Genomic DNA, 12,191 nt, shown 5'->3' with positions numbered 1-12,191 from the left:
AACCGGAAGCCGCGAGCGCGTTGCCCGTCCTATACTGTTTCATCCGAAATCACGACGAGAAGAGGATTCCGATGAAACAAGTGCTTATCCCCCTGGCCGCCTGCGTTGCCGCCACCGTGGTGCTGGCCGGCTGCGCCGGTTCCGGCAAGAGCGCCTCGGCCTCATCCAGCGCCACCGGCGCCAGCGCCAGCGCTGCCGCCGCATCGTCGTCGACCACGAGCGGTGCCCGCGCCGCGGCCGCGCTGCAGCCCAAGAGCGGCACCAATACCGCCGGCACCGTGACTTTCCAGCAGCAGCCGGGCGGCGTGCTGATGACCGCCTCGATCACCGGACTGCCGCCGAATACCGTCCATGGCTTCCACGTCCATGAAAAGGGCGACTGTTCCGCGCCCGACGCGATGAGCGCCGGCGGCCATTTCAATCCGGGTGGCAAGCCGCACGGCCAGATGACCATGCCTGATCACCACGCCGGCGACATGAACAACATCACTGCCGACTCGAGCGGCAATGCCAGGGTCAGCATGCTGCTGCCGGACCTGTCGGTGGGTACCGGAGCCAACAGCGTGATCGGGCGCGCAGTGGTGGTGCACAAGGATCCGGACGACTACAAGACGCAGCCGACCGGCAATGCGGGCGGACGCATTGCCTGTGGGGTAGTGGCGGCTTCGTAAGTCGCAGGTGTTTCGCACCTGAGTATCTCCGCTCGCGGGAGAGGGTCAGGGCATGGCAACATCGCGGACATTGCCGACACGCGCGGCCCCGCCCGCGGGACGCGCCGACCATCGCCATGCCATTGCCCACAGACGCTGCGTTCGTGCCCCACCACCGCCTGCACGCCAGTTCGCTCGTGCTGTGCTGCGCCGCCCTGCTGGGCGGCTGCGCGCTGCCGCCGCTGGACAACCGCACCGAATCCACCGCCATCACGCCCGCCGAGGCCGCGGCCACGCCGCTGGGCCGCGCGATCGCGGCCGCGCTGGCCGGCCACCCCGGGCTCAGCGGCATCCACCCGCTGAACAACGCCCAGGCCGCCTTCGCCGCGCGCATCCACCTGGCACGCACGGCGCAGCGCACGCTCGACGTGCAGTACTACATCTGGCGCAACGACCTGACCGGCACGCTGCTGCTGGAGGCGCTGCACGAGGCCGCCGACCGCGGCGTGCGCGTGCGCCTGCTGCTCGATGACAACGGGCTGTCGGGCATGGACGAGCTGCTCGCGGCCATGGACGCGCACCCGCAGGCCGAAGTGCGGATCTTCAACCCGTTCGTGCTGCGCCAGCCCAAGGCGCTCAATTTCCTGACCGATTTCCGGCGCCTGAACCGGCGCATGCACAACAAGTCGTTCACCGCCGACGGCGTCGCCACGATCATCGGCGGGCGCAATGTCGGCGACGAATACTTCGGGGCCACGGACGGCGTGCTGTTCGCCGACCTCGACGTGATTGCGATCGGCCCCGCCGCCGCCGACGTGGCGCACGACTTCGACCGCTACTGGGCGAGCGCTTCGGCATACCCGGTGGACCGGCTGGTGCCGCCGGTCAGCATGGAGCGCCTGGACGAACTGGCCGGCAACGCCCGCGCGGTGGAGCAGAACCCGGCCGCTGCGGCCTACGTGGCGGCGCTGCGCGAGGTGCCCGACGTGCGGCACATGCTCGACGGCACGCTGGAGTTCGAGTGGGCCAGGGCGCGCATCGTCAGCGACGATCCCGCCAAGGCCCTTGGCGAGGCGGGACGCGACACGCTGGTCGCGCACCAGCTGCGCGAGATCCTGGGGGAGCCCCAGCGCGAGCTGGACCTGGTCTCGCCCTACTTCGTCCCCTCCACCGCGGGCACCGCGTATTTCTCGCAGCTGGCCGAAAAGGGCGTTGCCGTGCGCGTGCTGACCAACGCGCTGGAGGCCACCGATGTCGCCGCCGTCCATTCGGGCTATGCCAAGCGCCGCAAGGCGCTGCTGGAGGCAGGCGTGGACCTGTATGAGCTGCGGCGGTCGGCGACACCGGACAAGAAAGAGAACCGCGCCGGCCCGTTCGGCAGTTCCGGCTCGAGCCTCCATGCCAAGACCTTTGGCGTGGATGCCAGCCGCGTGTTCGTCGGCTCGTTCAATTTCGACCCGCGCTCGGCCCACCTCAATACCGAGCTGGGCTTCGTCATCGACAGCCCGGCTCTGGCCGGCCGCATCGAATCGACCTTCGCCACGGTGGTGCCGGAAGCGGCCTACCAGGTCAAGCTCGACGAGCAGGGCAAGCTGTACTGGCTGGAGCGGCGCGGCAACGAGGTGGTGCGCTACGACACCGAACCCAACACCAGCTGGTGGCGGCGGCTCGGCATCTGGTTCCTGTCGATCCTGCCGATCGAGTCGATGCTGTAGCCGGGCCGTTCAGATCTGGTCGATCAGGCTGCGCACGACGTCGGCCAGGCGGCCGGCGCGCTGGCGGCCATTGGCGTCCAGGTCCATGGCACTGCCGCTGGCAAGCGCCTTGAGGCCGAACAGGGCATCGCCGACATCGCGCCAGCCCGGGTAATCGGCATGGATCTTCTCCAGCGCGGCGGCGCCTGCCGCGACTTGCGCGGCAGCCGGCACATTGCCGGCCGCCAGGTCTTCCAATGCCGAGGCGGCATCGACCAGGCCTTTGCGGTTCATGCTGCGGTCTCCCCACTATGTCTTGTCATGGCCGCCACTTGCGGGCGGCGTTGACACTGTAGCAGGATGCCGGGGCCTGTGGCCGCCGGCGGCGCATGGCTCATACCTGACGCGCCACCTCGGCGCCCGCGGGTGCCATGCTCCGCACACCGGCCCGGGCCTCGATGGCGCCCCGCTCAGTTGCGCCCGCTCAGTTGCGTCCAATATCCTCCAGGATCCGCGTCATCAGGTACAGCCGCGGCACGATCGAATCCAGCTCGACGTACTCGTCGCGCGCGTGGTAGCCGTATCCCGCCAGGCCGAAGCTCTCCACCACCGCCGGCTTGCCCGAGCGCGCGGCGTAGCTGGCGTCGGTGGCGCCGCCGGTGCTTTCGGCCAGTGCCAGGGTGCGGCCGTCCAGCTCCGCGTAGATCTCCTGCGCGCGCCTGGCCAGCGCGCGGCCGCGGGCGTCGGCGATGAACGGCGGGCGGCCTTCTTCCATCGTCACCGTGGTCTGCGTGTCGGGCACCAGCTGGCCCGATCTGACCTTGTCCTGCAGCGCGACTTTCAGCCTCTCGGCGGCGCCGCTGGCCGTGGTGCGCACGTCGCCATAGGCCACCGCGCTTTCGGGGATCTGGTTGCGCACCGTGCCGGCCTGCGCCTGGGTCCAGTTCAGCTGCGAGCCGGGCACCTGCGCGCCGACGTCGCGGGTCTGCTGCAGCTGGTAGGCCAGCTCGACCAGCGCATTGCGGCCGCGCTCGGGCGCGGCGCCGGCATGCGCGGCGCGGCCCTTGACCTGCATGGTGGCGGTGGCGGTGCCGGACGCGCCCAGCAGCAGCGACTCGGCCTTGACCACGTCCTTGGCGGCAGTGGGCTCGCACGACAGCACCACGTCATGCTGCGCGGCCAGCGTGGCAATGGTTTCGCCGGAGCCGACCGAACCCACTTCCTCGTCGGGGTTGAACAGCACGGTGATCTGCGCGTAGTCGCGCCAGCCCTTGTTCTTCAGGATCTCCAGCGAATGCAGGATGACCGCAATGCCGCCCTTGTCGTCGGCAATGCCGGGGCCGTAGAGCCGGTTGCCCTCCTCGCGGATCGGCTGCGTCGCCAGCGTGTTTTCCGGATAGACCGTGTCCATGTGGGCGATCAGCATGATGCGGCGCTTGCCGTTGCCGATAAACGTGCCCTTGACCATGGTGCCCGGGCCCTTGGCGACCGGCACGCGCTCCACCCTGGCGCCCAGTGCCTGCAGCCGCTTCTCGGTGTAGCTGGCCATCTGGGCCAGGCCCTGCGCGTTGGCGCTGCCGGATTCGATCGACACCATCTCCTTGAGCGACTGCACCACCGCCGGCTGGGCGGTGCGGGCAGCGGCCAGCAGCGCAGCATCAGGCTGGGCGGCAGCGGCCAGGTGGCCTGCGCCGGCAAGTGCCAGGGCGGCGGCAACGGCAACGTGTCGAACGGAAAACGGCATGGAATCTCCTCGGGTTGGTCTTGTTGGGATCTTGGAAGCTTATTGGGGCCATGCCGTGTCGCAACGCGGGCATGCACGGCACAACGTGCAAGATGCTAGCCCTTGCCAGCGGGCATGGGGAGGATCAATATCGCCAATCACAATGCCGATCCCGCCACGCCTGGCCCGCGATCGACCCTGCACCAATTGCCCCTGACATGCGCGCCCCCACTGATCCACTGGTCCCCGACACCCCCGCCGCGTCCGCAACACCCTTGCATGTCCGCCTGCTATGGCTGCCCCATGCGATGCCCGGCACCCTCTTCACCACGCTCGACGTGCTGCGCACCGTCGCCGGCGTGGCCAGCCTGCAGCGCCCCGATGCCGCGCCGACGTTGAGCTGGCAGTTGTGCGGCGCCAACGGCCGCATGCTGTCGGCCGACCTGCCGGGCCTGGAAGCCTCCACGCGCCGCATCCGCGCCGCGGTCAGCCGCTCGCTGCTGGTGATCCCGGCCCTGCTGGCCAGCAATGCGCACCAGCTCGGCGACATCGTCCGCGGCGATACCGCCGCGCTGCGCATGGTCGAGCGCCATGTGGCAGCCGGCGGCTGGCTTGCCGCGTGTTCGTCGGGGATGCTGTTGCCGCTGCAGCTCGGCCTGCTGGACGGCGCCCGCAGCGGCGCGCCGTGGATGTACCAGAGCTGGATGACGCACCAGTTCCCGCGCGCGGACCTGGGCGGGGACCAGGCCATGAGCGTGCACGGGCAGGTGTTCTCATGCGTGGCGCCCGCGCTGCAGGTGGAATTCATGCTGCGCGTGCTGGGCCACCTGCACGACCCCGACCTGGCGCAGGCCGCCGCGCAGCTGATGCTGTACCAGCCCGAACGCCAGCGCAGCGTGCCGGCGCTGGTGTCGCAGCGCTGGCTCAGCCGCACGGCGGACAGCCCGGTCTACCGGGCTGTCCAGTGGCTGCAGGAACATGTGGCCGAGCCCTACCAACTGGCTGCGGTGGCGCAGGCCGCGGCGGTCAGCGAGCGGACCCTGCTGCGGCATTTCCGGCAGGTCACCGGCATGACGCCGCTGGACTACCTGCACACGCTGCGCGTGGAGCGCGCGCGCATGCTGCTGGAGGTGACGCTGCACGGCACGCAGGCGATCGCCGAAGCCTGCGGCTACAGCGACGCGGCCGCGTTCAGGCGGTTGTTCCAGCGCATCGCGGCGATGTCGATGTCGGACTATCGCGCGCGCTTCGCGCTGCGCGCGCGGCGGCGCTACTGGCGCATGGAGGATGCGGCGGCCCGGCGCGGCATGCCGGGCTAGGCGGCGGCAAGGGGCAAGGTCAGGCGCGCAGCGAGATGTGGTTGACCACGTCCTCCACGCCCTGCACGTACCACGCGTCGCGCTCGACCTGCCGGCGCGTATTCTCGCTGGCGACGCAGCCTTCCAGCGTGACCACGCGATTTTCGGTACGCACGCTGACCTGGGCCGCGTCGACAAAGGGATCGGTCTCCAGCACCAGCATCAGCGCCTCGGTGATCTCATCGTCGCGGTCGGCTTCGGCGGGTGCCACCACCAGCTCATTGACCACGCAGCGGCAGCCGCGCGACCACCAGGCCAGCACGCCGGCCAGGCGCATGTGCGACAGGCTGATCACCTGGCCCCACAGCGTCACCACGCCGTCATGCGCCTCGACCTCGATCCAGCCGCTGCGTTCGCCCACGGGCTCCCGCACGGTCTCGTGCTGGCCCTTGACGCGCGCGCAGATCCTGCAGCTACGGAATTCGATGGCATTGAGCAGGCGCTCGCATACCGCATCGCGCAGTTCGCCGTCGCCGACGGTGACGCTGCCGTTCATCACGCGCAGATGGTCGATCACGCTGGTCACGCCGTCCACGCGCCGCAGCGCGGTGGCCGCGCGGGTCTTGTCGACGATATCGGCTACCTCGCCCTCCAGGATCAGCGCGCCGTCCGACAGCCGCAACTGGATGGTGGGATGGAGAACATGCCCCTGATAAGGCACATGCGCCAAGGCTGCGCGCGCCTGCGTCAGCACCGCTTCGCTAGTCTGCATTTTGATCGCCTCGCCCGAATGGTCTGGAGATGAGAAGACGTGCGCCCGGCCTGCGGGCGCGCCTGGCGCGGCGCCGCGGCCTCCATCACCGCCGGGGACCTGGCAACCGCTTCCTCATTATAGGAAGCGGTCCAGGGGCGTCCGGGCTCAGGCCGCGGCCGCCTCGCGGGCGCGCGCCACCTCCTGGTTGCGCAGGATGAAACGCTGGACCTTGCCGCTTGGGGTCTTGGGCAGCTCGGCGACGAACTCGATCTCGCGCGGATAGGAATGGGCGGCCAGGCGCTTGCGCACATGCTGGCGCAGCGCCTCGGCCAGCTCGGGCGTGGCCGCGTGCTGCCGGTCGAGCACGACGAAGGCCTTGATCAGCTCGGTGCGCTCGGGGTCCGGCTTGCCGATCACCGCGGCCTCGACCACGGCCGGATGCTCGATCAGCGCGCTTTCCACGTCGAACGGGCCGACGCGGTAGCCCGAGGTGGTAATGACATCGTCGGCGCGGCCGATAAAGCTGATGTTGCCATCGTCGTTGAGTTCGGCCGAGTCGCCGGTCAGGTAATAGTGGCCGGCGAACGCACTGGTGGGCGTGCCATGGTAGCCGCCGAACCAGCACATCGGCGAGCGCTCCAGGTCCAGCGCCAGCGTGCCGGGCTGCCCGGCGGGCAGTTCGCGCTGCTCGTCGTCGACCACGACCACCCGGTGGCCCGGGCTGGCAAAGCCCGCGGCGCCCATGCGCACCGGGTGCGACAGCGCATGATGGTTGCACAGCACCATGCCGAGTTCGGTCTGGCCATAGTGGTCGTGGATGGGCGCGTCCAGCTCGCTGGCGAACCAGCGGATCACTTCGGGGTTCAGCGGCTCGCCGGCGCTGCTGACCGCGCGCAGCTGCCCGCGCAGTTGTTCCGACACGGCCTGCCCGGCGGCGATCAGCAGCCGGTAGGCGGTGGGCGATCCCGCCAGGTTGGTGATGCCGTACTTGCGGATCACGCGGCAGGTGCTTTCCACGGTGAACGGGCCATCGTAGAAGGTGGTGGCGTGCCCCAGCGACAGCGGCCCCGTCACCGCATAGTAGAGGCCGTAGGCCCAGCCCGGGTCGGCCAGGTTCCAGAAGGCGTCTTCGTCGCGCAGGTCGACCGCGTCGCGCATGTACCCGGCAAACGCGGCAATGGCGTTCAGCGGCACCAGCAGCGGCTTGGCCGGCCCGGTGGTGCCCGAGGTGAACATCATCAGGAAGGGATCGTCGCCGCCGCGCATGACCGGCTCGAAGCTGGCAGGCTGGCGCGCCAGCTCGGCCCAGAAGCTGAAATCGCCGGAAGCTGCGTCCCCGGGCGCCTCGCTGGTGCCGGCCACGGTGACGACCGGCGGCGCGCCCTCCACTTCATCGAGCTTGGGACGGTTGACGGTATCCGTGACCACCACTTTCGCGCCCGAGCTATTGAGCCGGTGCTCGATGGCCTTGGGACCGAACGCCGTGAACAGCGGCTGGTACACCGCACCGGCGCGCCAGGTACCCAGGATGGTCACGAGCAGCTCGGCCCTGCGCGGCAGCAGCCCCGCCACGCGATCTCCCGGCTGCACGCCCTGTGCCCTCAAAAAGCCGGCAAACTGCGCCGACAGCGCCTGCAGTTCGGCAAACGTCCAGCTGCGCGCGTTGCCGTCGCGGCCTTCCCAGTACAGCGCGATGCGGCCAGCCTCGGCATGGCGGTCGCAGCATTCCACGCAGGCGTTGATCGCATCGAGGCTGCCGTGCAGTTGCCGGGCCACCGCCTCGTCATAGGAAAAGCCATCGTAGGCCTGGGCGTAGTCGCGCATGGTGTCTCCAGTTTGTCCGGCTCCTGCCGCGGACGCTGCCCGGGACATGGTGCCTGTTATCGTCTGTGATGGTCTGTGATCATCGGTGCCGCGTGGCGCGGCTGCCGCAGCAGTGTGCGGCACTGCCGGGCCGGCGGGCAATAACCGATTCCGCCAGCGCGCCTGACGGTTTTTGCCATGCCCCGGACGCAACGCGCGGTGCGCTTGACGCCATGCGGCCCGGCGCCGACGATACGTGCATCACGGCAAGGAGGCCAGCGCATGTGCACCAACTACGCCCCGGTCCAGCGCCAGATCCTGCGCGACATCTTTGGCGTGGAGCCGCCGCCGGGCGTCTTCAAGGCCGAGACCTATCCCGATTACCTGGCGCCGATCGTGCGCGCTACGGACGACGGCGTGCGGCATGCCGGGCTGGCGTCGTTCGGCATGGTGCCGCGGCAGCGCATCCCGCCCGGCACGCGCCGCTACGACACCACCAACGCGCGCAGCGAAACCGTCGGCGAGCGCCCTGCCTTCGCCCGCTACTGGCGCCAGGGGCAGCTGTGCCTGGTGCCGGCTACGGCGTTCTACGAGTACGCCTACCCCGAGGTCGCGATGCCGGGTGGCCCGCCCGGCAAGCCGGTGCGCTGGCGCGTCTGGCTGCCCGGCGAGCCCGCCTTCGGCATCGCCGGCCTGTGGCGCGGCTGGCCCGATGCGAGCCTGTCCTTCACTATGCTGACGGTGAACTCCGGGCAGCATCCGGTGATGGAGCGCTTCCACAAGCCAGGCGATGAGAAACGTTCAGTGGTCGTCATCCCGCGCGAGCAATGGGACGACTGGCTTGCCTGCCGCGACCCCGAAGTCGCCCGCACCTTCCTCAAGTTGCTTCCCGCCGAGGCCATGGAGGCAGAACCGGCGCCCAAGATCACCGGCGCGCCGATCCCGGACGCCGACTGACCCGCCTGCAAACGGTGCCAGGCCGGTGTAAGTCCGGTTCAAATCCGGTTCAAATCCGGTTCAAGACCGGCACCAAACGCCGCGAGCCCTCCCTCAAGAGGGTGTCGGACGTTGCGAATGCTGCGCATACTGCCGCGCACACCGGCCACAAGAGCCGACATCCCCGGGTCAGTCCATCATGCAAAACGTCATCGCGTTGTGCGCGTATTTTTTCGGGTTCCTTGTCGCATTACTGTTTGCCGCGCGCTGGATCCTGCGTAACCATCCGGCGCTACGCGAGCGCCCGCCCACCCGGCCGCCTTGCGCTGCCAAGGACGATCCGCCAGGGCCCGGCTGACCAATCTAATCCTGCAGGGCGCCGTGCACCTGGTGATCCTGGCGGCCTACCTGTTCTTGTCGATCGTGCCGTAGCCGGCGCCGGGCCCTTGGCCTGGCGTCTGCGGCGTCTACACTGGAACCTCCCACCGCGAATCCGCGCATGCCTTGCCGCGCACGCACCGGAGAACGCCAATGCTGGAAGTCGCCGTCACCGCCGCCGACCATGCCGTCGGCCCCGATACCGCCAGGGTCACCGTCGTCGAATACGGCGACTTCGAATGCTCCTACTGCCGCATCGCCTACGGCGCCATGAAGATCCTGCTGGAGCACTATGGCCCGCAGGTGCGCTTTGTCTACCGGCACTACCCGATGGCCAACTGGCACCCTTCCGCCGAGCCGGCGGCCGAGTGCGCCGAGGCCGCGGCGGCACAGGATCGCTTCTGGCAGATGTACCGCATGCTCTACGAGCACCCGCAGGGGCTGAAGCCCGACGCCCTGCGCCATTACGCCGGCATGGCCGGCCTGGATCTCGATCGCTACGACAACGACATGTCCACGCACCGGCACCTGCCGCACATCCGCGCCGACCAGCACGGCGGCACGCGCTGCCGGGTGCGGGGCACGCCCGCGTTCTTCGTCAACGGCACGGTGCAGGATGTGACCTTCGGCATGGAGCGGCTGCAGCGGGCCATCGATACCGCGCTGGCAGCCTAGCCGGCCGCGTCAGAAGCGGTACGTCACGCTGCCGACCACGGTACGGCGCGCGCCGAAGTAGCAATCGCCGCGTGCCAGGCAGGTGGTCAGGAACTGCTTGTCGAACAGGTTGTTGGCATTCAGCGCGACGCGCAGCGGGCCGTGGTCGTAGGCGATCATGGCGTCGTACAGCGTAACGCCGCCGACGCGGTTCTGGTCGGTGCCGTCATAGCTCGGGCCGACATAGCGCACGCCGCCGCCGGCCACGAAGCCCGGCAGCCCGAACAGCTTGAAGCGGTAATTGGCCCACAGCGACGCCATGTTCGACGGCGTGCTGGCCAGGCGCTTGCCGACCTCGGCGGCGCTGCCTTCGATCACGCGCGCATCCAGGTAGGTATAGGTCGCGATCAGGTCAAGGCGATTGGTCAGCGAGGCCAGTGCCTCGACCTCGATGCCGCGGGTGCGGGCCTCGCCCACCTGCACCTGGTCAGGAATGCCGTTGACCACCCCGGCCGCCTTCCGGTTTTTCTCGCGCATGTCGAACGCCGCCACGGTCAGCGAAGCATTCTTGCCCGGCGGCTGGTACTTGATCCCCGCCTCCCACTGCGAACCGCGCAGCGGCTTGAAGGCCTGGTTGGAGCGGTTGAAACCGGGCAGGCCCTGGAACGACTCGGTGTAGCTGACGTACGGGTTCAGGCCGATGTCCGAGCGGTACATCAGGCCGGCGCGCTTGGTCAGTTCGTTGTCTTCGCGGCTTGCCGCAGGCGTGTTGTCCTGCGCCGCGCGCGACCAGTCATAGCGCAGGCCCAGCATCAGCAGCCACTTGTTCCACGACAGCTGGTCCTGCACATACACGCCGGTCTGGATCTGCTTGCTGGGGTTCAGGTCGCGCGTGCCAGGCAGCGTGAAATTGCCGTAGACCGGGTTGAATACATCCAGCGGCGCAGCGGTGCCGCCTACGCCCGAACGGCCGGTGATCTCGGCATGCTGATAGTCCATGCCGGCCAGCAGCGTATGGTCGACCGGGCCCGTGCGGAAGTTGCCTTGTGCCTGCGTGTCGACCACGAAGGCATTCAGCGTCGGCTGGTTCAGGTAGACCGTGCGGCGCATCAGCGTGCTGCTGCCGGGCACCCAGCCGTGCGTCGCGCCGGTGAAGCCGGCGGCGTAGATGCTGCGGTAATCCACGGTGCTGTGCGAGTAGCGCAGGTTCTGGCGGACCGTCAGCGCATCGTTGACCTTGTGCTGGAACTCGTAGCCGACCGAGGTCTGCTCGGCGTTGTAGCGGTCGTAGCCCGGCTCGCTGATGAACAGGTGATCGGGAATCTGCCCGCCCGGGTTCGGATAGAGCGTGCCGCGCCACGGGAAGAAGCCGACCGAGGTCCCGCTTTCGTCGCGCTGGAAATTGGTCAGCAGCGTGAACGAGGTATCGGCATTGGGACGGTACGTCAGCGACGGCGCGATCAGGTAGCGGTTGTCGGGCACGTAGTCCACCTGCGTGTCGCTGTCGCGCGCCAGCGCCACCAGCCGGTACATCCACTTGCCCTCGGCATCGAGCGGGCCGGTCAGGTCAGCCTGCACCTGTTTGCGGTTGTAGTTGCCGAACTGCACGCCGACCTCGCGCGCGGCCTCGGCCTGCGGACGCTTGCTGACGAGGTTCAGGATGCCGCCCACCGCGCCCTGCCCGAACAGCATCGACGACGGGCCGCGCAGCACGTCGATGCGCTCCAGCCCGTAAACGTCGGCGCGCACGTTGTTGTAGAAGCCGACCTGGTTGAGCAGCCCGTCGCGGTACTGCGTGAAGTCCGTGCCGCGGAACTTGCCCCAGTCCCCGCGCGCGTCATTGCCGTACGGCCCGGCATAGACGCCGGCGGTATAGCCGATAGCCTGCTGCACCGACTGCGCACCCTGCGCTTCCATCCGGTCGCGCGTGATCACCGTGATCGACTGCGGCGTCTCCATCACCGGCGTATCGGTCTTGGTCGCGGTGGCGCTGCGCCTGGCAACGAAGCCGTGCACAGAGCCGGTTGCGGTTTCATCCGCGGCAGACGCACGCACGGTCACGGCTGGCAATTCGGCGGCCGCGCCGGAGGCAGCCTGCGGTGTGGCCGCCGACTGGGCAAACACGCCGCCGGCATGCAGGCTCAGGGCCAGGGTGGTCAGCGAAAGGCCGCGGGGAGGCGCCAGCCGGGTAGGGGCAAGGGTTGGCCTGGCCCGGGAGATCGGATTGAAGGACATCACTCAGGAACGGAAATGTAGCGTGGCGTGCACACAGACGCCGGTGGCTTGCCATTGGAAATTCTT

At 69.0% G+C, this 12,191-nt stretch carries 10 protein-coding genes; 5 read left to right on the top strand and 5 right to left on the bottom strand.

All coding sequences use genetic code 11. The features are described from left to right. Positions 1-71: 71 nt before the first annotated feature. Together E0W60_RS10460 and E0W60_RS10455 are read left to right on the top strand one after the other, a co-directional pair. Positions 72-671, top strand: a complete 600-nt coding sequence (locus E0W60_RS10460) for a superoxide dismutase family protein (RefSeq protein WP_133093302.1) — start codon at positions 72-74, stop codon at positions 669-671. Positions 672-787: 116 nt separating this feature from the next. Then, entirely contained in the window at positions 788-2,365 is a 1,578-nt protein-coding gene (locus E0W60_RS10455) for a phospholipase D family protein (protein ID WP_135703877.1), read from the top strand. Positions 2,366-2,374: 9 nt separating this feature from the next. Here E0W60_RS10455 and E0W60_RS10450 read toward each other — a convergent pair whose 3' ends face one another. Further along, positions 2,375-2,638, bottom strand: a complete 264-nt coding sequence (locus E0W60_RS10450) for a hypothetical protein (protein WP_133093304.1) — start codon at positions 2,636-2,638, stop codon at positions 2,375-2,377. Between the two features lie 190 nt (positions 2,639-2,828). Continuing rightward, positions 2,829-4,088: a M20/M25/M40 family metallo-hydrolase gene (locus E0W60_RS10445; RefSeq protein WP_135703876.1), complete on the bottom strand. Its 1,260-nt coding sequence runs from the start codon at positions 4,086-4,088 to the stop codon at positions 2,829-2,831. Between the two features lie 197 nt (positions 4,089-4,285). Between E0W60_RS10445 and E0W60_RS10440 the strand changes: the two genes are divergently transcribed. Continuing rightward, on the top strand, positions 4,286-5,386 hold the full coding sequence (locus E0W60_RS10440; RefSeq protein ID WP_240745778.1) for a helix-turn-helix domain-containing protein: 1,101 nt from the start codon (positions 4,286-4,288) through the stop codon (positions 5,384-5,386). Positions 5,387-5,405: 19 nt separating this feature from the next. Here the strand turns inward: E0W60_RS10440 and E0W60_RS10435 are convergent, their stop codons facing one another. Then, a complete protein-coding gene (locus E0W60_RS10435; protein ID WP_133093307.1) occupies positions 5,406-6,137 on the bottom strand; it encodes a BON domain-containing protein in 732 nt (243 codons plus the stop codon). Between the two features lie 147 nt (positions 6,138-6,284). After that, a complete protein-coding gene (locus tag E0W60_RS10430; protein WP_135703874.1) occupies positions 6,285-7,943 on the bottom strand; it encodes an AMP-binding protein in 1,659 nt (552 codons plus the stop codon). A 261-nt stretch (positions 7,944-8,204) separates the two neighbouring features. On the opposite strand from E0W60_RS10430, the gene E0W60_RS10425 reads away from it, so the two are divergent. Further along, positions 8,205-8,879 carry an SOS response-associated peptidase gene (locus E0W60_RS10425; RefSeq protein WP_135703873.1) on the top strand — a complete coding sequence of 225 codons (675 nt, stop codon included), beginning with the start codon at positions 8,205-8,207 and terminating at the stop codon, positions 8,877-8,879. A 510-nt stretch (positions 8,880-9,389) separates the two neighbouring features. Beyond that, a complete protein-coding gene (locus tag E0W60_RS10420; RefSeq protein WP_135703872.1) occupies positions 9,390-9,911 on the top strand; it encodes a DsbA family protein in 522 nt (173 codons plus the stop codon). 9 nt (positions 9,912-9,920) lie between these two features. Here the strand turns inward: E0W60_RS10420 and E0W60_RS10415 are convergent, their stop codons facing one another. Further along, positions 9,921-12,125 (bottom strand): TonB-dependent siderophore receptor, encoded by a 2,205-nt coding sequence (locus E0W60_RS10415; RefSeq protein ID WP_135703871.1) that lies wholly within the window; start codon positions 12,123-12,125, stop codon positions 9,921-9,923. Between the last annotated feature and the right edge of the window lie 66 nt (positions 12,126-12,191).

The organism is Cupriavidus oxalaticus (assembly GCF_004768545.1).
Taxonomy (GTDB): domain Bacteria; phylum Pseudomonadota; class Gammaproteobacteria; order Burkholderiales; family Burkholderiaceae; genus Cupriavidus; species Cupriavidus oxalaticus_A.
The sequence above is the reverse complement of the archived record's forward strand: the minus strand, read 5'-3'. Positions and strand labels throughout refer to the sequence as shown.